Raw genomic sequence first — 22154 nt, 5'->3', positions numbered from 1 at the left:
TCCATGTCCCTGCGCATTGCGATGACGGGCGCGACGGGTTTCGTCGGTGCCGAGACGCTGAATCAGGCGCTGGCGGCGGGGCATCATGTCAGCGCCATCACCCGCCGCGCACAGCCGCCCCGCGCCCATCTCAAATGGGTACCCGGTGCGCTGGAGGACCGGGCGGCGCTCAACACGCTGGTCCGCGACGCCGATGTGGTCATCCACATTGCCGGCGTCGTGAACGCGCCCGACCGCGAAGGCTTCGAAATGGGCAATGCCCGCGGCACCATGGCGGTGGTCGACGCGATGCGACAGCGCGGCGTCAGGCGGCTGATCCACGTGTCCTCGCTCTCGGCGCGGGAGCCTGGGCTCTCGGACTATGGCTGGTCGAAGGAACTGGCGGAGCGGCACGTGAAGGCAAGCGGCCTCGACTGGACCATCGTCCGCCCGCCCGCCATCTACGGTCCGGGCGACCGGGAAATGCTGGAACTGTTCCGCATGGCCCGGCGCGGGATCATGCTGCTGCCGCCTGGCGGACGCCTGTCGGTGATCGAGGTGAGCGACCTTGCACGCCTGTTCCTGACGCTGGCGGTCGAAAAGGACATGAAGAGCCTCACCCATGTCTATGAGGTCGATGACGGCACGCCCGGCGGCTGGGACCATATGGACTTCGCGCAGGCGATCGGCCGCGCGGTGGGACGGCCGGTGCGGGCCTTCGCGACGCCAGCCTGGCTGTTGGGCATGGGCGCGCGGCTTGACCGGCTGGTGCGCGGCAGGAACGCGAAGCTGACGCCCGACCGGGTCCATTATTTCTGCCACCCCGATTGGGTCGTGAAGAAGCGCAAGCAACCTCTCAGGAAGCTGTGGGTGCCCAAGGTGCCGACCGAAGAGGGATTGAAGGCGACGGCCCAGGCCTATCGCGCGAAGGGCTGGCTCTGACGATCGGAACGGCGCCCGCTCAAGGCAGCGCGCGGACGCCGTTCCAGAGCGATTTCCAAGCGATCGGAACCGATCGCTGGTCAAGAAATCGCAGAAAACAGAGAATCCAGAGCGGCGGTCTGGTTCGATCAGATCGAAACCCGTCCTAGACGGCGCTCAACCCCGCGTCCGCCAGGCCGCGCCAAAGGTGCAGCGCCTGCACGCTTTCCGCCACATCGTGCACCCGCACCATCTGCGCGCCCAGTTCGGCGGCGCGGAACGCCAGGGCCACCGAACCGCCCAGCCGCTCGGCCGCCGGCGCCTCGTTCGACAGGGCCCCGATCAGGCGCTTGCGGCTGCCCGCGAACAGCAACGGCACGCCCAGCCCCTGAAGGGTCCCCAGGCCATTCACCAGCGCCAGATTGTCGGCAAGCGACTTGCCAAAGCCCAGTCCGGGATCGACCATGATCTTCCCGCGCGGCACCCCGGCCGCCAGACAGGCCTCCACCCGCTCCTCCAGCATGTCGAACACATCGGCCACGACATCGCCATAGCCGCCCGCATTGTCATGCGGATCATCGCCGGCCGACGGCGCATGCATGAGGATGACCGGGCATCCCCCCGCGACCACCACGTCCATGGCGCGGGGATCATGCCGCAGCGCGCTCACATCGTTGACCACCGCCGCTCCCGCGGCCAGCGCGGCCTCCATCACCGCCGCCTTGCGCGTGTCGATGGACATGGGAATGCCGGCCGCTGCCAGCCTTTCGATCACCGGCACGACGCGGGCGATCTCATCCCCCTCCCACAAGCGCGGCGCCCTGGGCCGGGTGGACTCCCCGCCCACATCGATCAGCGCGGCCCCCGCCGCCGCCATGGCGAAGCCCGCATCGGCCGCTGCCTGCGGATCATCCATATGCTTGCCGCCGTCGGAAAAGCTGTCCGGCGTGATGTTGAGGATCGCCATCACCTGCGGCGCGTCGAAACGGATGGTGCGTTCCCCCAGCATCAGGGGCTGCCGCGGCGCCGAGATATTGGCCGCCAACAGCCGCGCCCGCTCCGCCACGGGCTCGGGCAGGCCCGCCACCACATCGTCGAACGTCGCGACCGGCACCGTCGCCCGCGCCACTTTCTGCCCGCCCTTTCGCGCGGTCAGCTCATAGCCCTGGAACCAGATCAGCCCATTGCCCATCCGCGCCGCCGATCCTTCGGCCAGGCCGACAGGCGACGACACGAACCATGTGGGACGCAGATAAAGCCGCGCATCGGCGGGAATTTGGGAAAGCATGTTCAAACCCCGCTCAGCCCGAACGGAAACATCCGATGATCCTCAGGGCTCGTTCGCCAACAAATAGGTCTGCCGCAGCGCGTCGATCGGCTTCAACACGCCCTCTATCTCGCAATGCCAGAAGGTCCAGCCGTTGCAGCTCGGCGCACCCTGCAACGTCGCACCCATCTTGTGGATCGACCCGGTATCCGCGCCCACGGACAGCGAACCGTCCGCCCGCACCACCGCCTGCCAGCGCCGCCGTGCGTCCACCAGCACCGCGCCGGGTTGCAGATAGCCGGTCTCGACCAGTGTGCCGAACGCCACCTTTGGCTGCTGCCGCGCGGTCTGCATGATGGTCAGCGCGCTTTCATCGAGCGGCAACGCCGCCTCGATCCGCTCCAGCGCGACCTCGATATAATCATCCTCGCGCTCGATGCCGATCCACCTGCGGCCCAGGCGCTTGGCGACCGCCCCCGTCGTCCCGGTGCCGAAAAAGGGATCAAGCACCACGTCGCCCGGTTTGGTGCAGGCCAGCATCACGCGATAGAGCAGCGCCTCGGGCTTCTGCGTCGGATGCGCCTTGGTGCCGTTGCGTTTCAGCCGCTCCTGCCCGCCGCAGATCGGCAGCACCCAGTCGGAACGCATCTGCAACTCGTCGTTCAGCGTCTTCATCGCCTTGTAGTTGAACGTATATTTGGCGTCCTCCCCCTGGCTCGCCCAGATCAGCGTCTCATGCGCGTTGGTGAAGCGGGTGCCCTTGAAATTGGGCATGGGGTTGGATTTACGCCAGATGATGTCGTTGAGGATCCAGAAGCCTTCATCCTGCAACGCGGTGCCGACGCGGAAGATATTGTGGTAGCTGCCGATCACCCAGATGGTGCCGTTGGGCTTCAATATGCGCCGCGCCTCGCGCAGCCATGCCTTGGTGAAACGGTCGTAAGAACCCAGCGTGTCGAACTTGTCCCAGTCATTGTCGACCGCGTCCACCCGGCTGCCCTCGGGCCGGAACAGGTCGCCGCCAAGCTGGAGATTATAGGGCGGATCCGCGAAGATCATGTCGATGCACGCGTCGGGCAGCTTCGCCATTTCAGCGATGCAGTCACCACGCAGCAGCCGGTCGGCCTCGACCTCTACGGGCGCAACCGCCTTTTTCCGCCGCGGCGCGACGCGTTCCATGACACCCATTTCGTGACCCCCGTTTCCTTCTGAGGCCCAGCGATGAGTCCTCCGGAGTCAGCCGTCAAGATCAGCAACTTAGGGTTCACGCCTGACAAAATGGTTAACGCAACGGCGAACGAACCGGGTAGCCACTAGATATTGAGTCGACAGCCGCCTCGCAGACTCAAGATCGGCTAGTGTGACGCAAAAGACTCAGATGGAAAGAGGCTCGAAGTTTTTTTGGTTAACGCCATCTGGAAGGGTAAAAACGACGTTCACCTTGACCAATTCATAACCCGACGAGTATGGATTGGCCATGACGGAACATGTTTTGAGGGGCGATCGGTCGGCCTCCTGCGACGAACTATTCAAGGCCCTGTCGGACGGCACGCGACGCGCCCTGCTCGAATATCTGGTGCGCGAAGGGGAACAGAGCGTTCACGCCCTCACCGCCATCTCCGGCGTATCGCAACCCATGGTGTCCCGCCACCTCGGCAAGCTGAAACGCGCCAGCCTCGTGACGGCCCGTCGGGCCGGGCGCGAAACCTATTATACGGCCAGGGCAAAGGGCCTCGCCCCGGTGGTGCAATGGATGGCGGTCTATGGCGCGCTATGGTCCCAGCGATTCACCGCGCTGGAGGATCTGGACGGCTATTAAGGAACATCCTGCTCCTGCGAAGGCAGGAGCACGGCAATTCCATGTAGCAGATCTATTTAGCCGACTGGGCCAGGATCGCCTCAATCAGCAGCACGTCATCCGGCTTGTCGGCATCGATGCAGGCCTCAGCCTTCTCCATCGCCACCAGCCGCGCGACCAGCCCGAACCGCCGCCCCACCCGCGCGATCCCGCCCCGCAGCGTGGAAATCCTGAACACCGCCCCCAGCAAGGCCAGCGGGCCAAAGGCAGACAATATCTTCCACCCCTTCTTCCGGTCCTGCTCGACCTCCTGCCACAAGGCGACCACTGGCCGCGCCTTGATGCTGCCGAACCAGAAGATGTTCGCCCCCGACCACCAGCCATCGCGGAATTTCAGCCATGTCCGCCGTGACCCGGGATAGCGCGCCAGCAGCGTGGCCCGCTCCACCATCGCCACGGCAATGTCCGCCCCGGACGCCTGCCCTGCCATCTGGTCGAGCATCGCCCCATCCAGCAGCACATGATCCGCCGTCGTCATCAGCAGTGGAAAGGGCAAATCCGCCCGATCCAGCAGGGCCATGATCGATGACGCGATCCCGCCCCCGCTCTTCTCGAACCGCACTTTGGGATGCTCCGCCAGCCAGGCGGTGGCGGGATCGGCGGCGAACAATTCCGGCGCCTGCGTCAGCACGACCAGCCGCCCGATCGCCGGATGCGCCAGCAGGGCACGGGCCGGGCGGTTGATCATCGGCTCCCCCGCCACGGGCACCAGCGGCTTGACCGCAACCCCGGCGGCCACCGCCAAAGGATCAGGGATCGGCCGCGACCCGGCCAGCAATATCGCGGTGATGTCGGAAGCCGCTGCGTTCATTCCCGCCCGTTAGCGGAGGGAGTCCGCCACGAAAAGCTATTTCCCGGTCGCCGCCGGCCCTGCGGTCTTCTGCGCCACCTGCACCGGCAGGCCGATGCGCAGGCTCTTCAACTGCGCCAGCCGCGTCCGGAAGGCCGCCAGTTCCCTGCCCGCCAGTTGCGACGTCGTGGTGAAGCGCACCGACAGCGGATTGATCGTCTGCCCGTTACGGTACAATTCATAATGCAGATGCGGTCCGGTCGACAGGCCCGACGACCCGACATAGCCGATCACCTGCCCCTGCCGCACCCGCTGCCCCGGCGATGCCGCGATGCGGCTCATATGCGCATAGCCGGTGGCAAGGCCGCCGCCATGCTCCAGCCGGACATAATTGCCATGCCCGCCATGCCGCCCGGCATAGGATACGACGCCGTCGGTCGCGGCATAGATGGGCGATCCATAGGCGGCGGCGAAGTCGATCCCCGCATGCATGCGGGTATAGCCCAATATGGGATGCCGCCGCATGCCGTAGCTGGACGACATGCGCCCCGCCACCGGCGCCGACAGCACGCCGCGCCGCTGGCCCACGCCAGATGCCTCGAACCATTGGGTCCGCCCGTCCTGCGTCCATTTCAGCATGTCGATGCCGCGCCCGCTCGCCCGGTGCAGCCCGGCGAACAGCAGGTCGCCCACCTCCACATCGCCGGTGTCGGCCCGCCGATATTCGGTGACGATGTCGTATCGGTCGCCGGCGGAGATCGAACCCAGATCGACCTGCTGCGCCACGACGCGCAGGAAGCTCTGGATCGCCTTGGGCGGCGCCCCCGCCGCCCTGGCCGAGCGATAGAGGCTCTCGCCCACCACGCCCTGGATGCGCAGCGGCGTCTCGTCCACATGGATCGCCGTCCGCTGCACCTGCAACACGCCGCCGACCCGCGCAATCTCGATCCCCAGGTCAAGCCGCGCCCGGAAAGCCAGCTTGTCCAGAGGCCGCGGCACGTCCTGACTCGCCCGCCGGCCCAGCACGATGTCCAGCGGTGTCCCCGGCTTCAATCCCGCGCCGATGTCGCCCGCCATCAGGCTGGTGACCGTCGCCGTGTCGCTGCTGCTCACGCCCGCTCGCGCCAGTGCCCGTGACAGCGAATCGCTGCCGCCGATCTGCGCGCGCAATTCGATCTGCGGCCGCTCCGGCGTCTCGCGCAGCGGTTGCACCGCGTCGGTCGGTCCCATGCGCCGCCCGCTGTCCGCGCCCAGGGCCAGGGGCATGATCATCTGGCTGCGCACTTCATCGAACTGCCTGGCCGCCATCAGCGGCTGCCGTTCGCCGGGCAAGGGATGAAAGCCCGGCGACAGATAGAGCGCCGCCGCGCACAAGCCGAAACAGGTCGCAAGGCCCCGGAACCAGGTGAAACTTCCCACCCGCTGGCCAAGGTCGGGGACCAGTTCGACATCCTCGGCCCAGTCGCGCAGCTTCTCGCGCCAGTCGCGCCGGTCCGGCCCCCCGTTGCGGATCGAGTCAGTCAGCCACAGGGACGCGGAGGCGCCACCCTGCTGGGCATTGATCTGACCATCATGAAACACGGTAAAACAGGCCCCCGGGGCAAATGTCGCCCGACCCCCGCCGCGCGCTCATCCGCAATTTTGTAAAAGGGCAAGGTTAAAGTCAAATAAACGCGCCTTTTTTAACCCTTTTTCCGCGACCGGCCGTGCCGCGCAAGGGGCCGGCAGACCAATCCCCCTTGCCCTTGCCCGATCCATGCCCGACATAGCGGGGACCATGGCCCAGTTCGCCCGATCGCCCCTCACCGCCGTCCTGGGCCCCACCAATACCGGCAAGACGCATCTGGCGGTCGAACGCATGTGCGGCCATTCCTCCGGCATGATGGGCTTTCCGCTGCGCCTGCTGGCGCGGGAAGTCTATGACCGGGTGGTCGGCATGAAGGGGCCGGCGCAGGTCGCCCTTGTCACCGGCGAGGAAAAGATCGTGCCGCCGGGCGCGCGCTACTTCCTCTGCACGGCGGAATCGATGCCGATCGGCACAGGCCGGCAGGCTGGAACGGCGCAGGACGGGCTCGGCGATTATGCCTTCGTCGCCCTGGACGAGGCCCAGCTCGGCGCCGATCCGGAACGGGGCCATGTCTTCACCGACCGCCTCCTCCGGGCAAGGGGGCGGGAGGAAACCATGATCCTGGGTTCAGCCAGCATCGGCCGCGTGGTGAAGGCGCTGGTCCCCGATGCGGAGATCATCGGCCGCCCCCGCTTCTCGACGCTCAGCTATGCCGGCGCGAAAAAGCTCTCCCGCCTGCCCAAACGCTCCGCCATCGTCGCCTTCTCCGCCGAGGAGGTCTATGCCGTGGCGGAAATGCTCCGCCGCTTCCGGGGTGGAGCGGCGGTGGTCATGGGCGCGCTCTCGCCCCGCACCCGCAATGCGCAGGTGCAGATGTTCCTGAACGGAGAAGTCGACTATCTGGTCGCCACCGACGCGATCGGCATGGGCCTCAACCTCGACGTGGCGCATGTCGCCTTCGCTTCGCTGCGCAAATATGACGGCCGCCGCACCCGCCGCCTGACGGTCGCGGAAATGGCGCAGATCGCGGGACGCGCCGGACGCCACCACCGGGACGGCACCTTCGGCAGCCTGGGCCATGAAGACGGCGACGCCGCCTTCACGCCGGAGGAGATAGAGGCGATAGAGGCCCACCGCTTCCCTCCGGTGGAACAGCTTTTCTGGCGCAACGGCACGCCCCGCACCGACAGGCTGGATCACCTCATTTCCGATCTGGAGCAGAAACCCGACCGCCCCGAACTGCGCGCCGCTCCCGAAGCGGTCGACCTTGCCGTGCTCAAGCGGCTCGCCGACGATCCGCTGGTCATCGATCGGGCACGCGGCAGGAAGCAGGTCGAACGCCTCTGGGCCGCGTGCAGCCTGCCCGATTTCCAGAAGCTGGGTGCTGAACATCATGCCCGCGCCGTCGGCCGCATCTGGCGCTTCCTGTCGGACGACGGCCTGGGTGCCGGGGGCCATATTCCCCGCGACTGGTTCGCCCAGCAAATTGCCCGACTCGATTCGGTGCAGGGCGACATCGACACCCTGTCCGGCCGGATCGCCGCCGCCCGAACCTGGTCCTATATCGCCCACCGGGCCGACTGGCTCGCCCATCCGGCGGAAATGGCGGAGCGGACGCGCGCCCTGGAGGAAAAGCTGTCCGACGCCCTCCACGCCGCGCTGACGCAGCGTTTCGTGGACCGGCGCACCACGGTTCTGCTAAGGGATATTGGCCAGAGCGCGGCCAATCTGCCGGTCGAAATCGAACCGGATGGGACAGTCTGCGTCGATGGCGAGACGATCGGGCGACTTGACGGATTTCGTTTCTCGGTCGATCCCGCTACCCGGCATCAGGACAGGAAGATGCTGCTGGCGGCCGCTGAACGGCGCCTTGGAAGGATATTGCGAGTGAAGGCTGACGAATTGCTGGGCGCACCCGATACTGATTTCGCGCTCATGGACGAAGCAGGACAGACCCCCGGCATAGGCTGGAAGGGGGATCCGGTGGCCACGCTGCACGGCGGCGCCACGCTGCTGACACCGGAAATTCGGCTGGATCGCGCGCTTCTGGCGCTGGGCCAGGATGTGCAGAAGCAGGTGGCGGCCCGCCTCGCCGCGTGGATGGACGCGCAAAAGGAAAAGCATCTGCTGCCGCTCACCAAGATGGTGGCCAGCGCCTCCGACCCGGAAGTCCCCGCCGTCGTCCGCGCCGTCTTTGCCCAGCTTGCCGATGCCGGCGGCGTCATCGCGCGCACCGACCTCGATTCGGCGCTCGGCCATCTCGACAAGGACCAGCGCCATCTGCTGCGCCGCGCGGGCATCGATATCGGCGTGCTCGACATCTATCATCCCGGCCTGCTGAAGCCCGGCGCCGCACGCTGGCGCGCTGTCCTGCTGGCGGCGCGCCTGGGCAAGCCGTGCCTGCCCCTGCCCGGCCCCGGCCTCACCCTGATCCCGGCTGGCGAGAAGCCCGAACAGATGGGCGCGCGCATCGCCGGCTTCCGCGGCTTTGGCGAACAGATGCTGCGCATCGACATGGCCGAACGCATGGCCCGCACCGCGCATGAGGCCATTGCAAAGAACGAGGCCTTCACCGCGCAAAGCCCGCAGATCGTCTCGCTCGGCCTGTCGGAGGATGCCTTCCAGCAACTGATGCGCCTGGCGGGCTTCCGCGCCGTGGAGGCGCCGGCCGAGGGCGGGCCCAACTGGGCCTTCCGCGGCCGGCAGAAGGCCCGCGCGCACCAACAGCACGCCAGCCGTGAAAAGCGCGGCGCACCGGCCCAGGGCAAGCCGCGCAACGACCGCGGGCCGCGCCCCGCCGCCTCGTCCGGCCCAGCCCCCACCGGCAACAACGCCTTTGCGGGCCTGGCCGAACTGCTCGGCCGCAATGGCTGACGCGGGCCTGGTTCCGGCCCACGGCCCCAGCCTGCGCATCGACAAGTTCCTCTGGTTCGCGCGCCTCGCAAAGAGCCGTTCCATCGCCCAGAAAATGGCGGAGGACGGTCACATCCGCCTCAATGGCCGCCGCATCGAACGCTCGCACGCGCCGGTGCGGGCGGGCGACCTCATCACCTTTCCCCACCCCAGCGGCGTCCGGGTCGTCCGCATCCTCCAGCTCCCCGGCCGCCGGGGCCCGGCGGCCGAAGCGCAATCCTGTTATGAGGAACTTACCGTGGGCGCCTGAGCCCCGATGATCCTTCCCGCCAAGCCCGGCTAACGCCCACCCAAAAATATCCTCATTGACCTTCGCCCCGGCCGCGCATAGCAGGCGCCGATTGTCTCAATTCCAAGAGTGTTGACCCATGACCTATGTGGTGACCGATAACTGCATCCGCTGCAAATATATGGATTGCGTCGAAGTTTGCCCCGTGGACTGTTTCTACGAGGGTGAGAACATGTTGGTCATCAATCCCAATGAGTGCATCGACTGCGGCGTGTGCGAACCGGAATGCCCGGCCGAAGCGATCTTGCCCGATACCGAGAACGGCCTGGAAAAATGGCTGGAGCTCAACACGAAATTCTCCGCCGAATGGCCGAACATCACGGTCAAGGGCGATGCGCCCGCGGACGCCGATGAAATGAAGGGCATCGAAAACAAGCTGGAGAAATTCTTCTCGGCGGAACCCGGCACCGGCAGCTGAGCGACCGGCCCCGGTCGGCCCAGGACTAGCTCTAGCGGTCAACTTGCGCGCCCACTCCCGGATTTTGTGTCCGGGGGTGGCAATTTTGTTACGAATCTGATAAATGGGAACCAACAGGTGGACATGGTCGCGTCCGCTACGGAGACAAATGCCTGATGTTATGATGGTGGCGCCGCGCTTCCCCTGGCTGGTGCGTCTTTTCGCACCTGCAACGCGAATGCCACCGTTCCCCCGAACACATGGAAAGGTTTCAAATGGCTGCCAAGGCGCTGTCCTTTGACGTAGGTGATTATGTTGTTTACCCCAAGCATGGCGTTGGCCGCGTCATAGAGCTGCAAAAGGAGCAGATCGCAGGCATGGAGCTGGAGCTGTACGTGCTCCGCTTCGAGAAGGAGCGCATGACGCTCCGCGTTCCCACGAACAAGGCCGAAGGCGTCGGCATGCGCAAGCTGTCCTCCAACAAGACGCTGGAGGAGGCGGTCGAAACGCTGAAGGGCAAGCCCAAGGTAAAGCGGACCATGTGGTCGCGCCGCGCCCAGGAATATGAAGCGAAGATCAACTCGGGCGACCTGGTGTCGATCGCTGAAGTGACGCGTGACCTGTTCCGCGCCGACGATCAGCCGGAACAGAGCTATTCCGAACGGCAGATCTTCGAGGCAGCGTCCAGCCGCCTCGCCCGCGAACTCGCGGCGATGGAGGAAACGGACGAACCCAGCGCCCTCAAGAAGATCCTGCGCATCCTCAATGAGGCCGCACCCCGGCACGTGAAGGTCGAAGGCTGAAGAATTCGGGCTGAACCGACAACGGCAGGCCTGGAAAAGGGCGCCCCCGATCGGGGGCGCCCTTTTTGCATGTCAGCCACGCGGATGAAGCCGGACGGCCGGTTCCGCCGAGGGCTTCACTCGCCCTTGGCCGCGCCTGCCGCATCCTTGGCCGCGTCGCCGACGTCGCTCGCCGCCTGACCGACCTGCGAGGCGGCGCTTTCGACCGCGTTGTCCTTCCGGCTCTGGCTGCTGATCAGAAAGAAGGCGGCAATGGCCACAACCACGACCAGCAGGAGAACCGCTATCATGGTGCCGCCGCCGCCACGCTTTTCGATGATCGTGGTCGTTGCTGGACGCTCCTGATAATCCGCCATATTGATCCTCCTCATCTTCACGCCACCCGGCGGCATAAATGCGCAAGCACACAGACGGGTTCCTGGCGGGTTCCTGGGCCGCGACGGCCGCGCCAAGGCGCCTTTCCGGATAATCCCTCAGCGGCAATAGCCCTCCCGTCCCGGCAGGACGATCAGGCAGTCCTGCCGGCCAGCCAGATCCTTGAAGCCGGTCTCCGCCCCCGTTCCCGGACGGATGGTCAGATCCTTGCCGTCGCGCATGAAGCGGATCGTCTTTCCTTCGGCCACGCCGGCATAATCCGCCTGCCGGTCCAGATTGTCCTGGTTCGCGATCGCATAATGGCCGCGCCGGCCGTCCGGCGAAGGCTGAATGTCCAGGAATAGCCCCTCCGGCCCGTTCCACCGTCCGACCCATTCGTCGGTCGGCAGGTTCGCCGACTCGTTGACGGCTGATCCGACGGCGTCCGGCTCCGCGATCGCCTCAACCTCCGGGGCCTCGACATTATTTCCCTCGTTCCGGTCCACATTCTTCGTGCAGCCCGACGATAGCGCTCCCATTGCCATCAGCGGCAGGAGCAGGCCCAGATTGCGGCGTTTCATCCATCTTTCTCCTTGCAATTGACCCGATAAACCGCTGAACGCGAGGCTTCGATCCATTTTTTCCGGAAGGGACGGAGCCGCATGTCAGCGGCTGCGGCGGGAAAATCGGATCATGGGCGGGGAAGAGAGATGGAGAACAAGGTTGAGGTGCGCCCGGAACGGGCACGGTTCGTTCGCGAATCCGCTGATTTCCGGCGGCAGGCGCTGATAGAGGCGACGGCGCGCTGCCTTGCGGAAAAGGGCGTGGGCGGCACTTCCGTTCGTGCGATCTGCGCCTATGCCGGCGTCTCGGCGGGCTTGCTCACCCATTATTTCGATGGCGTCGACGCCTTGATCCTGGCCACCTATCGCGATGTCGGCGAAAAGGTCGCCGCCGCGATGGAACGCGCCGTGGCGGAGGCTGGACCCGATCCGCGTGACCGACTCTGGGCCTATCTGCGGTCGAACTTCCAGCCGCCCGTGCTGGACCCCAATCTGCTCGCGACCTGGATTTCCTTCTGGAGCCTCAACAAGACCAATCCGGCGATCGCCGCCACCCATGCCGAAACCTATGGCGGGGGACGCGAACGCATGGAGGTTCTGCTGCGTGAAGCAGCGCCGCAGATCCCGCGTCCCGACGCGCGCATCGCCGCGATCGGGCTGACCGCCATGATCGACGGCCTGTGGCTGGAACTGTGCCTCGACTCCTCGACCTTCACGATCGCCGAAGCGCTCGGCATGATAGAGGAAGCGATGAATTACGTGCTGGCGAAGCCCAGAAATGGCCAAGTCGATCAATGACGCGGGTAGTGATCGTTTTTATCAATCAAGCTGGCCAATAAAACCAATTTCACGCCACCCCGCGCATTCCCTACATGGGTCGGGCAACAGCAACCCCTGTAAAGGAACTGGAAAGCCCATGGCGCTTATCAATACGACCATCAAGCCGTTCACCGCCACCGCTTACAAGGAAGGCAAGTTCGTCGACGTGACCGACGCCGACGTGAAGGGCAAGTGGGCCGTCTTCTTCTTCTACCCCGCCGACTTCACCTTCGTCTGCCCGACGGAACTGGAGGATCTGGCCGACATCTACCCGACGCTGCAGAAGCTGAATGTCGAGGTGTACTCGGTGTCGACCGACACGCATTTCAGCCACAAGGCCTGGCATGACACCTCGCCGGCCATCGGCAAGATCAATTATTACATGCTGGGCGACCAGTCGGGCCAGATCACCAATAATTTCGACGTGATGCGTCCGGGCGTCGGCCTGGCCGACCGCGCGACCTTCCTGGTCGATCCCGAAGGCGTGATCCAGTTCATGGAAATCACCTCGGAAGGCGTCGGCCGCAACGCGACCGAACTGCTTCGCAAGGTCAAGGCTGCGCAATATGTCGCCGCCAATCCCGGCGAAGTCTGCCCGGCCAAGTGGGAAGAAGGCGAAGCAACCCTCGCTCCGTCGCTCGACCTCGTCGGCAAGATCTAAGAGCCTTGAGTCTCGTCGGGCTGGGTCGAGACACGCTCTCCCCTGCCCGGCGGACCATCCTGGAACCGCGTTTTCCTGCGAAGACAGGAACACGGTCCCCTTTCGTGCCGAATTCCCGCCTTCGCAGGAAAACGGAACGTCAATACCGCCAGATCATTGGCAAGAACGCCGGGCCTTCGGGTCGCACCATCCCGGCGAAGATATAGAGCATCGTGCGCAAAAGTGGGAACCGGTTTTGCGCAAAAACGATGCGACATCAAAAGCATAGCGCGCGCTGCATGACTCGGACTTGACGCAACGCGCTCTAGCCGCGCCCCGGATAGGCGCGCCCAACCCAAGGAGACCAGAAGATGTTGGACGCAAATCTCAAGGGCCAGCTCAAGGCCTATATGGCGAACATCACCCAGCCGATCGAACTGGTCGCGTCGCTGGACGACGGCGCGAAGAGCCGGGAACTGAAGACCCTGCTGGACGAGATCGCCGAACTGTCGGACAAGGTGACCATCGCCGCCGGTCATGACAGGCGCGTGCCCAGCTTCATGATCCGCCGCGCCGGCACGGACATCGGCGTCACCTTCGCCGGCCTGCCCATGGGCCATGAATTCACCTCGCTGGTGCTGGCACTGCTCCAGGTCGGCGGCCACCCTTCCAAGGCGGCGCAGGACCTGATCCAGCAGATCAAGGATCTGGACGGCGACTTCGCCTTCGAAACCTATTTCTCCCTCTCCTGCCAGAATTGCCCCGACGTGGTGCAGGCTCTCAATCTGATGAGCGTGCTCAACCCGCGCATCAGCCACGTCGCGATCGACGGCGGGCTGTTCAAGGAAGAGGTCGACGCCCGCAAGGTCATGGCCGTCCCCACCGTCTTCCTGAACGGCGAACCCTTCGCCAGCGGCCGCATGGAGCTGGAGCAGATCGTCGCCAGGATCGACAGCGGCGCGGCAGCCCGCGCGGCCGAGAAGATCGAGGCCCAGGACCCGTTCGAGGTGCTGGTGGTCGGCGGCGGCCCCGCCGGCGCGGCCGCCGCGATCTATGCGGCGCGCAAGGGCATACGCACCGGCGTCGCGGCGGAGCGTTTCGGCGGCCAGGTGCTCGACACCATGGATATCGAAAATTTCATCTCGGTCAGCCGTACCGAGGGCCCCAAGCTGGCGTCGGCGCTGGAAGCGCACGTCAAGGATTATGAAGTCGAGATCATGAACCTTCAGAAGGCTGCAAAGCTGATCCCCGCCAGGACCGAAGGCGGCTATCATGAGGTCGTGCTGGAAAATGGCGCGTCGCTCAAGGGCCGGACCGTCATCCTCTCCACTGGCGCCCGCTGGCGGCAGATGGGCGTGCCGGGCGAAGAGGAATATCGCAACAAGGGCGTCGCCTATTGCCCGCATTGCGACGGTCCGCTGTTCAAGGGCAAGCGCGTGGCGGTGATCGGCGGCGGCAATAGCGGCGTCGAAGCCGCGATCGACCTTGCCGGCATCGTCGCCCATGTGACGCTGATCGAATTCGACAGCCAGCTTCGTGCCGACGCCGTGCTTCAGCGCAAGCTCGCCAGCCTGCCCAATGTCAGGATCATCACCTCGGCCCTGACGACCAGGGTGGACGGCAATGGGGAGAAAGTGACCGGCCTCAGCTACAAGGACCGCAACAGCGGCACGGAGCATGATGTCGAGCTGGAGGGCATCTTCGTCCAGATCGGCCTTGTCCCGAACACCGAATGGCTGAAGGACGCGATCGCCCTTTCCCCACGCGGCGAGATCGAGATCGACGCGCGCGGCGAAACCAGCCAGCCGGGCATCTTCGCCGCAGGCGATTGCACCACCGTGCCCTACAAGCAGATCGTGATCGCCATGGGTGCCGGATCGACGGCGGCGCTGTCCGCCTTCGACTATCTCATCCGCCTCCCCGCGACGGAGGAAGCCGCCGAAGCGGCCTGATCACAAGGACGGCAATCAGGAAGGCGGCGGGGTTCACAGGAGCCTCGCCGCCTTTCTCACACCCTTTCGGGCCTAACGCCGCATCAACCTCAACCGGAATATTCCCGGATCCACCTCCAGCATCGGCGCGCCCTCCACCGGATCGTCCCGCTGCGCCAGCGCGACCGGCGCCTGCGGGGTGAAGGTGGCGACGGCGCTGCCCGGATCGCCCAGCACCAGCGCGTCCACCATCATCGTCGGGCTCAACCGCTCCGGCGTCACGCTGACCAGCGTTCCGACCTGCGTCATCCCGAACAGCTTGCGGGCGAAGGCATAGGGCAGGCGGATACAGCCATGGCTCGCCGGATAACCCGGATTGTGCCCGGCATGCAGCGCGATCCCGTCCCAGGTCAGCCGCTGCATGAAGGGCATGGGCGCGTTGGAATAGATGTTGGACCGATGCCATTCCCGCTTCTGCAGGACGGGAAACTCGCCGGTCGGCGTGCGATGCCCCTTCATCCCCGTCGACACGCTGGCGATGCCGACCAGCCGGTCACCGTCATAGACATGCACCCGCTGCCGCTCGATGCTGATGACCAGATAGAGCGGCCCGCCAAACGGCCCCTCCTCCAGCCAGCTATACCCCCCCGGGCCCAGCGATTCCTGCGCCCCCGCAGGCCGCGCAACCGCAAGGATCAGCAACAGCAGGAAGGTCGGAAAGGCGCGCATAAACACCTTCTTAACCATAAGACCGGCCGGCACCAGCCCCCGCATGTCGCTTCCCCGTATCGGAACGGGATGGGCCGCTGCAACGATCCCCTAGAGCAGGCTCAACTGCGCGACCGGCGCAAAGCTCCTGCGGTGCAGCGGCGTCGGCCCATGCTCGCGCAGCGCGGCCAGATGCCGGGCGCTGCCATAGCCCTTGTTGCTTTCCCAGCCATAATGCGGGTGCACCGCCGCCGCCTCTATCATCATCCGGTCGCGCGCCTCCTTCGCCAGGATGGAGGCGGCCGCGATCGACAGGCATTTGGCGTCGCCCTCGACCACTGCCGTCGAAGCCCATCGCCACTGCGGACAGCGATTGCCGTCGACCAGCACATGCGCGCAATCATGGGTCAGCGCCTCCACCGCCCGCGTCATCGCCAGCATGGTCGCCCACAGGATATTCAGGCTGTCGATCTCCTCGACCGACGCGACCCCCAGGCCCCAGCACAGCGCCCGCGCCTTGATCTGGCCCTCCAGCACGGCCCGCTTCGCCGCGCTGAGCTGCTTGCTGTCATTGAGCCCGTCGGGGCAATCCTCCTGCCGCAGGATCACCGCCGCCGCCACCACCGGCCCGGCCAGCGGCCCCCGCCCCGCTTCGTCCACCCCGGCGACCAGTCCGGGATGATGGCGCAGTTCATGGGCGAAATCAGGCATGGTCATGGAATCCGAAAGGCGCGCCCATCGGCCCATGTCCGCCGCCCAGCCCAGGCGCCAGCGCCAGCGCCTCCCGCACATATTTGCGCGCCCGTTCGATCGCGTCGATCATGTCCCATCCCTGGCCCAGCCCCGTCGCGATCGCGCTGGCCAGCGTGCAGCCGGTGCCATGGCTATGCCGCGTGTCGATCCGCGCATTGCTCCACGCCTTCACCACGCCGCGCGGCCCGATCAGCCGGTCGGTCAGCATCGGCCCCTCGCCATGGCCGCCCTTGGCGAGCACATGGGTGGCGAAGCGGATCGCGATCTCCTCCCCGCCCAGCGCCGCCAGTTCCGGGATATTGGGCGTCACCACCGTGGCCAGCGCCATCAGCCTCTCGAACGCCGCCACGGTCGCCTCATCGGCCAGCACCGAACCGCTGCTGGCGACCATGACCGGGTCGAAGACGATGGGCACGCCCTCCAGCATCGCCAGCCGCTCCGCCACCGCCGCGGCGGTCTGCGCCGATCCGATCATGCCGATCTTCACCGCGTCGACACCGATATCGCTGATGACGCTCTCCATCTGCCCGATCACCATGTCGGTCGGTACCGGGTGAACGCCCTGCACGCCCAGCGTGTTCTGCGCGGTGATCGCGGTGATCGCCGTCATGGCATGACCGCCCAGCAGCGTCACGGTGCGGATATCGGCCTGGATGCCGGCCCCGCCGCCGCTGTCGGACCCGGCGATGATCAGGACGCGCGCGACGGTCATGCCCTGAAACGCCGCTCCGCCGACGCCGGATGCCGCTTCAGCGCGTCGCCCGTCCGGGTCGGCCGGTCCATCAACTCCCCGCCGCAATTGGGGCAGCGGTCGTCCAGCGCCTCCGCACAGGACGCGCAATAGGTGCATTCGAAGGAACAGATGAACGCGCCCGGCTCATCGGCGGGCAGGTCCACGCCGCAGCGCTCGCAATCGGGCCGCATCTCAAGCATGATCCGCACCCGCCGCTCGTCCGTCCTCTCTTCGCCGGCGGGAACGACCGCAACGCGACGCCATCACGCCGCCGCCCTGGCCACCGCGTCGCAGATGCGCTCCACTACATCCCTGACCTGTTCCTCCCGGTCGCCTTCCGCCATCACCCGGATCACCGGCTCCGTACCGGAAGGACGGATGACCAGCCGCCCGCTGCCCTGCAGTTCCGCCTCGGCCTGGGCGATGACGCGCTTCACATCCTCATGCTCCAGCGGCCTGCCGCCCGAAAAGCGGACATTCTTCAGCAATTGCGGCACGGGATCGAACTGGTGCAGCACCTCGCTCGCCGGCTTGCCCGATCGCACCAGCGCCGCCAGCACCTGCAGCGCCGCGACCGTGCCGTCGCCGGTCGTCGCATAGTCCGACAGGATCATATGTCCCGACTGCTCGCCTCCCACATTGAAGCCGCCCTCGCGCATCCGTTCCAGCACATAGCGGTCGCCGACCTTGGTCCGCTCCAGCGCCATGCCCTGCCCCGCCAGGAAACGCTCCAGCCCCAGGTTCGACATCACCGTCGCCACCAGCCCGCCGCCGCGCAGCGTGCCCGCCTTCGCGAAATTGCCCGCGATCAGGGCCATGATCTGGTCGCCGTCGACGATCGTGCCATGCTCGTCCACCACGATCAGCCGGTCGGCGTCGCCGTCCAGCGCAATGCCGATGTCCGCGCCCGCCGACACCACGCTTTCCTGCAACAGCAGCGGCGCGGTCGATCCGCACTGGTCGTTGATGTTGATGCCGTTGGGCGTGACGCCGACCGCCACGACCTCCGCCCCCAGCTCCCACAGGGCGGAAGGCGCGACCTGATAGGCCGCGCCATTGGCGCAATCGACCACGATCTTGAGTCCGTCGAGCCGCAGTTCCGCCGGAAAGCTCGACTTCACCGCATGGATATAGCGGCCGCGCGCATCCTCCACGCGGCGGGCCCGGCCGATGTCCTGCGATGCGGCGAGCGGAATCTGCTGGTCCAGCATCGCCTCGATCTTCAGTTCATCCTCATCGGACAGCTTGTATCCGTCCGGACCGAACAGCTTGATGCCATTGTCGAAATAGGGATTATGACTGGCGGAGATCATCACGCCCAGGTCGGCGCGCATCGAATGGGCCAGCAACGCCACGGCGGGCGTCGGGATCGGCCCGAACTGCACGACGTCCATGCCGACCGCGGTGAACCCGGCGACCAGGGCATTTTCCACCATATAGCCCGACAGCCGCGTGTCCTTGCCGATCACCACGCGGTGGCGATGGGTGCCCCGCTGGAAATGCTTGCCCGCCGCCATGCCGACCTTCATCGCCAGCTCGGCCGTCATCGGCCACTGGTTCGTGCGCCCGCGAATGCCGTCCGTACCGAAATATTTCCTGCTCATCGTCCCTGCCCGCCCAGCGGTGAAGCTCTCACCCTCCCATAGCAATCTTTGTTCGACTTTCCAGCCGGGACCGGCCATCCCCTTGCGAATGGACGGATTCAATGCAGCGGTCGACGCCCTTTCCGGCGCGGTCTTCATGAAGGTGCCGGTGCTGGGCACGCAGATCGAACTGATCGTGCTCTACCTCGCGCTGCCGATGCTGTTCTTCACCATCTGGCTCGGCTTTCCCAACCTGACGGCCGTGGGCCGGGCGCTCCGCATCCTCAAGGTGCAGCCCCATGCGGGCGAGGCGAAGGGCGACGTCAGCCAATGGGGCGCGCTGTCGACGGCGCTGTCGGGCACCATCGGCCTCGGCAATATCGCCGGCGTCGCGGTCGCGCTGACAATGGGCGGGCCGGGCGCGATCCTCTGGATGTTCATCATCGGCTGGTTCGCCATGACGGTGAAGATGGCGGAAGTAACGCTGGGCCTCAAATATCGCGTCTTCGACGCGCAGGGCCATGTGCATGGCGGGCCGATGTATGTGCTGAAGGCGGTCGGCGCCGCGCGCGGCTGGCCCAGGGCCGGGCTGATCCTGGGCGGCCTCTACGCTTTTTTCGCGCTGTTCGGGGCGATCCCCATGGTTCAGGTCAACCAGAGCTTCGCGCAGGTGAAGGTAGTGACGGGCTTCGGCAATGGCTGGGCCTATGGCACGATGCTGGCGGGCGCGGTGGCGCTGGTGACGCTGGGCGGCGCGGCCTGGCTGGGCGAAGTGGCGAAACGTCTGACCCCGCTCAAGGTCGCGGTCTATCTGGTCGGCGTGGCGACCGTGCTGATCCTTCATGCCGCCGCCATTCCGGGCGCGCTGGCGGACATCTGGCACGGCGCATGGAACGGGCAGGCCGCGACCGGCGGCGCGGTCGGCGCCTTCGTCGCCGGCATGCGGCGCGCCGTGTTCGCCAGCGAGGCGGGCGTGGGATCGGCGGTGATGGCGCACAGCCTGGCGCGCGTGCGGCATCCGGTGTCGGAGGGGCTGGTCGCCCTGCTAGAACCGCTGCTCGGCACGATGGTCGTCTGCGCCCTGGGCGGGCTGGCGCTGGTCGTGGCCGGCACATGGAAGGGCGGGCTGGAGGGGATTGCCATCACCTCCGCCGCCTTCGCGCAGGTGTCGCCCTCCTTCCCCTGGCTGCTCGCGGTGGTGGTGGTGCTGTTCGCCTATTCGACGCTGGTCGCCTGGGGCTTTTACGGCCTTCAGGCCTGGGGCTATCTGTTCGGCAACGGCCCCAGGGCGCAATGGACCTACAAGATCCTCTATATCGTCGCCCTGCCCCCCGCCGCCGCGATCGACCTCGGCCGGGTGGTCGGCATCGTCGACAGCAGCTTCTTCCTGATGGCGGTCCCCAATGTCATCGCCCTCTACCTCTGCGCCGGGGAGCTGCGACGCGATGTGCGGGACTATCTGGCAACCCCCGAAGAGGATTAGGCCCCCAGGCTTTCAGCAAGCCGTGCTCCTGCGAAGGCAGGAGCCCAGTCCCGCCGCCTGAACGGCTCGCATCCCCCTGATCACCGAATGACGGCAGGGCAGGAACACCGTGCCCTTGTTGAGGCAGCCTATCGCGCCATCGCCGCCTCGATCTCCGCAATGCTGCGCGGCACGCCTTCGCTCAACCGCTGCGATCCGGTCGGCGTGATCAGGTACAGATCCTCGATCCGGATGCCGTAATTGGCGGACTGGACATACAGCCCCGGCTCCACGGTGATGACCGCGCCGGCGGGCAGCGGCTTCGACATGTCGCCCACATCATGGACGTCGAGCCCGACCAGATGCCCCAGCCCATGGGTGAAATCGTCCACCCGCCCCGCTTTCCGGAACACGTCCTTCGCCGCCTCGACCAGATCCTCATAATAGACCCCGGCCTTCAGCCTGGCGACGGCGGCGGCCTGCGCGGCGAGGACCAGTTCATAGGATGCGCGCTGTTCGTCGGTGAACCTGCCGCTGGCGGGGAAGGTGCGCGTCACGTCGCAGGCATAACCCCCGACGGAGGCGGCCGCGTCGATCAGGATCAGGTCCTTCTCGCCGATCACGCCGCTGCCGCCCGTATAGTGCAGCGACGCCGCGTTGCGCCCGGTCGCGACGATGCTGTCATAGGCCAGCCCCTCGCCGCCTCCGGCGCGGAAGCCCTCCTCCAATATCGCCTTCAACTGCCGTTCGGTCATGCCGGGACGCACCTGCTTCATCGCGGCGATGTGACCCCGCGCCGTCGCTGCCATCGCCTTGCGCATCAACTCCAGTTCGCGCGCTTCCTTGACGATGCGCAGCGAAGGCAGAAGCGCGCTGTCATCCTTCATCGAAACGCCCGGCACGCGCTGCATCACCCTGCCATAGAGCTCCAGCGCCTTGGGCACGGGCGCCGATGCGCTGACGATCGGCCCCAGGAAATGCAGCGTCTTGGACCGCTCGGCCAGGGTGGTGACCAGGCTCCCCAGGCCGCCGGTGCGCGAAACCCTGGCAAAGCCCGTGCGCCGCTCCAGTTCCGTGCCCAGCGGCAAGCGCTCGACCTCCCAGCGCTCCGACTCCACATCGCGCGACGGCAGCAGCAGCCATTCCCTGATTGTGCGTTCGGCGGGCGCCATGACAAGGACGGCATCCGGCTCGTCGACAATGCCAGTCAGCCAGGCAAAATCGCCATCCTGCACGAAGGGCGGCGCCACCGCCGCGCTGCTTTCCACCGGCCCCGCGCCATGGACGACGGCGACCCCGTCCTTCAATGCCTCCATCACCCGGCGACGGCGTTCGCGGAACACCTCGGGCGCGAAGGGGACCGTTCCCGACGGCGTGGCAAAACCCTGCGGCGGCAGGACCTGCGCGCGCAATCCAGTCGCGCACAGGAGCGAAGCCGTCCCGCCCGCGATTATCGACCGTCGATCCAACATGTCCCTGAACTCCCTTGCCCACCAAGTGAAGCAGCAAGAGGTGTATGATGTCAATAATACAGTAAAAGGCCCCGCCAAAAAGGCGAGGCCATTCTATGTAACATTCATGGACTTTGGTTCAGATCTTGTCGCCAAGAGCGCCCTTGACGGAACCCTTGATGTCCTGCGCCGTGCCCTTGACCTTCTGGGCTTGCCCCTCCGCGACCAGGTCAGGATCGCGCTGGTTGCGGCCGACAGCTTCCTTGATCGCACCAGCGGCCTTGTTGCCCGCGGCCTTCACCTTGTCGGTCATCTCGCCCATCGGAAATCTCCTTGCGTTGCTGTTACCCGATGAACGGATGAGCAGAACCGA

At 66.1% G+C, this 22154-nt stretch carries 23 protein-coding genes; 10 read left to right on the top strand and 13 right to left on the bottom strand.

Annotated elements, in window-relative coordinates; translation table 11 throughout:
* Nucleotides 1–3 precede the first annotated feature (3 nt).
* Nucleotides 4–921 (top strand): NAD-dependent epimerase/dehydratase family protein, encoded by a 918-nt coding sequence (locus MRBLMC3_RS09100; protein ID WP_166666446.1) that lies wholly within the window; start codon nucleotides 4–6, stop codon nucleotides 919–921.
* A 145-nt stretch (nucleotides 922–1066) separates the two neighbouring features.
* On the opposite strand, the gene folP is transcribed toward MRBLMC3_RS09100, so the two are convergent.
* Together folP and MRBLMC3_RS09090 are read right to left on the bottom strand one after the other, a co-directional pair.
* Nucleotides 1067–2188 (bottom strand): dihydropteroate synthase, encoded by a 1122-nt coding sequence (folP, locus tag MRBLMC3_RS09095; RefSeq protein ID WP_363753406.1) that lies wholly within the window; start codon nucleotides 2186–2188, stop codon nucleotides 1067–1069.
* A gap of 42 nt (nucleotides 2189–2230) precedes the next feature.
* Nucleotides 2231–3355 carry a site-specific DNA-methyltransferase gene (locus tag MRBLMC3_RS09090; RefSeq protein ID WP_133654600.1) on the bottom strand — a complete coding sequence of 375 codons (1125 nt, stop codon included), beginning with the start codon at nucleotides 3353–3355 and terminating at the stop codon, nucleotides 2231–2233.
* A gap of 289 nt (nucleotides 3356–3644) precedes the next feature.
* Here MRBLMC3_RS09090 and MRBLMC3_RS09085 point away from each other — a divergent pair, with 289 nt between their 5' ends.
* Nucleotides 3645–3986, top strand: coding sequence for an ArsR/SmtB family transcription factor (locus MRBLMC3_RS09085; RefSeq protein WP_363735478.1), 342 nt, complete (start codon nucleotides 3645–3647; stop codon nucleotides 3984–3986).
* Nucleotides 3987–4038: 52 nt separating this feature from the next.
* On the opposite strand, the gene MRBLMC3_RS09080 is transcribed toward MRBLMC3_RS09085, so the two are convergent.
* Together MRBLMC3_RS09080 and MRBLMC3_RS09075 are read right to left on the bottom strand one after the other, a co-directional pair.
* The gene (locus tag MRBLMC3_RS09080) at nucleotides 4039–4836 is read right to left on the bottom strand and encodes a nucleotidyltransferase family protein (protein ID WP_363827790.1); all 798 of its coding nucleotides are present in this window, start codon (nucleotides 4834–4836) and stop codon (nucleotides 4039–4041) included.
* Nucleotides 4837–4872: 36 nt separating this feature from the next.
* On the bottom strand, nucleotides 4873–6396 hold the full coding sequence (locus MRBLMC3_RS09075) for a M23 family metallopeptidase (RefSeq protein ID WP_363827787.1): 1524 nt from the start codon (nucleotides 6394–6396) through the stop codon (nucleotides 4873–4875).
* Nucleotides 6397–6592: 196 nt separating this feature from the next.
* On the opposite strand from MRBLMC3_RS09075, the gene MRBLMC3_RS09070 reads away from it, so the two are divergent.
* From MRBLMC3_RS09070 to MRBLMC3_RS09055, 4 genes are all read left to right on the top strand, one after another.
* Complete coding sequence (locus tag MRBLMC3_RS09070) at nucleotides 6593–9256, top strand: DEAD/DEAH box helicase (RefSeq protein WP_363827784.1); 2664 nt, start codon at nucleotides 6593–6595, stop codon at nucleotides 9254–9256.
* A complete protein-coding gene (locus MRBLMC3_RS09065) occupies nucleotides 9249–9545 on the top strand; it encodes an RNA-binding S4 domain-containing protein (protein WP_363735485.1) in 297 nt (98 codons plus the stop codon). Before MRBLMC3_RS09070 ends, MRBLMC3_RS09065 begins: the two co-directional genes overlap by 8 nt.
* A 118-nt stretch (nucleotides 9546–9663) precedes the next feature.
* A complete protein-coding gene (fdxA, locus tag MRBLMC3_RS09060; protein ID WP_363735486.1) occupies nucleotides 9664–10002 on the top strand; it encodes a ferredoxin FdxA in 339 nt (112 codons plus the stop codon).
* 254 nt (nucleotides 10003–10256) lie between these two features.
* Entirely contained in the window at nucleotides 10257–10784 is a 528-nt protein-coding gene (locus MRBLMC3_RS09055; protein WP_133654593.1) for a CarD family transcriptional regulator, read from the top strand.
* A 116-nt stretch (nucleotides 10785–10900) separates the two neighbouring features.
* On the opposite strand, the gene MRBLMC3_RS09050 is transcribed toward MRBLMC3_RS09055, so the two are convergent.
* Both MRBLMC3_RS09050 and MRBLMC3_RS09045 read right to left on the bottom strand, forming a co-directional pair.
* Entirely contained in the window at nucleotides 10901–11140 is a 240-nt protein-coding gene (locus tag MRBLMC3_RS09050) for a hypothetical protein (protein WP_363735488.1), read from the bottom strand.
* Nucleotides 11141–11257: 117 nt separating this feature from the next.
* The gene (locus MRBLMC3_RS09045) at nucleotides 11258–11719 is read right to left on the bottom strand and encodes a hypothetical protein (RefSeq protein ID WP_363827781.1); all 462 of its coding nucleotides are present in this window, start codon (nucleotides 11717–11719) and stop codon (nucleotides 11258–11260) included.
* A gap of 129 nt (nucleotides 11720–11848) precedes the next feature.
* On the opposite strand from MRBLMC3_RS09045, the gene MRBLMC3_RS09040 reads away from it, so the two are divergent.
* The 3 genes from MRBLMC3_RS09040 (at nucleotide 11849) to ahpF (ending at nucleotide 15112) form a co-directional block, all read left to right on the top strand.
* On the top strand, nucleotides 11849–12499 hold the full coding sequence (locus MRBLMC3_RS09040) for a TetR family transcriptional regulator C-terminal domain-containing protein (protein ID WP_133654590.1): 651 nt from the start codon (nucleotides 11849–11851) through the stop codon (nucleotides 12497–12499).
* A gap of 118 nt (nucleotides 12500–12617) precedes the next feature.
* Nucleotides 12618–13181: an alkyl hydroperoxide reductase subunit C gene (gene ahpC, locus MRBLMC3_RS09035; protein WP_133654589.1), complete on the top strand. Its 564-nt coding sequence runs from the start codon at nucleotides 12618–12620 to the stop codon at nucleotides 13179–13181.
* A gap of 350 nt (nucleotides 13182–13531) precedes the next feature.
* Nucleotides 13532–15112 carry an alkyl hydroperoxide reductase subunit F gene (ahpF, locus tag MRBLMC3_RS09030; protein WP_363827778.1) on the top strand — a complete coding sequence of 527 codons (1581 nt, stop codon included), beginning with the start codon at nucleotides 13532–13534 and terminating at the stop codon, nucleotides 15110–15112.
* A gap of 72 nt (nucleotides 15113–15184) precedes the next feature.
* On the opposite strand, the gene MRBLMC3_RS09025 is transcribed toward ahpF, so the two are convergent.
* From MRBLMC3_RS09025 to glmM, 5 genes are all read right to left on the bottom strand, one after another.
* Nucleotides 15185–15820: a L,D-transpeptidase family protein gene (locus tag MRBLMC3_RS09025; RefSeq protein ID WP_363827776.1), complete on the bottom strand. Its 636-nt coding sequence runs from the start codon at nucleotides 15818–15820 to the stop codon at nucleotides 15185–15187.
* Between the two features lie 90 nt (nucleotides 15821–15910).
* On the bottom strand, nucleotides 15911–16510 hold the full coding sequence (locus MRBLMC3_RS09020; protein ID WP_363735589.1) for a ribonuclease HII: 600 nt from the start codon (nucleotides 16508–16510) through the stop codon (nucleotides 15911–15913).
* Nucleotides 16503–17264 carry a bifunctional hydroxymethylpyrimidine kinase/phosphomethylpyrimidine kinase gene (thiD, locus tag MRBLMC3_RS09015; protein WP_363735493.1) on the bottom strand — a complete coding sequence of 254 codons (762 nt, stop codon included), beginning with the start codon at nucleotides 17262–17264 and terminating at the stop codon, nucleotides 16503–16505. Before thiD ends, MRBLMC3_RS09020 begins: the two co-directional genes overlap by 8 nt.
* On the bottom strand, nucleotides 17261–17485 hold the full coding sequence (locus tag MRBLMC3_RS09010) for a DUF1272 domain-containing protein (RefSeq protein ID WP_363827939.1): 225 nt from the start codon (nucleotides 17483–17485) through the stop codon (nucleotides 17261–17263). The genes thiD and MRBLMC3_RS09010 overlap by 4 nt, the downstream gene beginning before the upstream one ends.
* A 63-nt stretch (nucleotides 17486–17548) precedes the next feature.
* Nucleotides 17549–18889, bottom strand: coding sequence for a phosphoglucosamine mutase (gene glmM, locus MRBLMC3_RS09005; protein ID WP_363735494.1), 1341 nt, complete (start codon nucleotides 18887–18889; stop codon nucleotides 17549–17551).
* Between the two features lie 88 nt (nucleotides 18890–18977).
* Here glmM and MRBLMC3_RS09000 point away from each other — a divergent pair, with 88 nt between their 5' ends.
* A complete protein-coding gene (locus MRBLMC3_RS09000; RefSeq protein WP_363827773.1) occupies nucleotides 18978–20351 on the top strand; it encodes an alanine/glycine:cation symporter family protein in 1374 nt (457 codons plus the stop codon).
* A gap of 128 nt (nucleotides 20352–20479) precedes the next feature.
* On the opposite strand, the gene MRBLMC3_RS08995 is transcribed toward MRBLMC3_RS09000, so the two are convergent.
* On the bottom strand, nucleotides 20480–21802 hold the full coding sequence (locus MRBLMC3_RS08995) for an aminopeptidase P family protein (protein ID WP_363827770.1): 1323 nt from the start codon (nucleotides 21800–21802) through the stop codon (nucleotides 20480–20482).
* Between the two features lie 118 nt (nucleotides 21803–21920).
* A complete protein-coding gene (locus MRBLMC3_RS08990; RefSeq protein WP_363735498.1) occupies nucleotides 21921–22103 on the bottom strand; it encodes a CsbD family protein in 183 nt (60 codons plus the stop codon).
* Nucleotides 22104–22154 lie beyond the last annotated feature (51 nt).

The organism is Sphingobium sp. LMC3-1-1.1, assembly GCF_040676285.1.
Taxonomy (GTDB): domain Bacteria; phylum Pseudomonadota; class Alphaproteobacteria; order Sphingomonadales; family Sphingomonadaceae; genus Sphingobium.
Note: the sequence above shows the minus strand (reverse complement) of the source record. Positions and strands in the feature narration are given on the sequence as shown.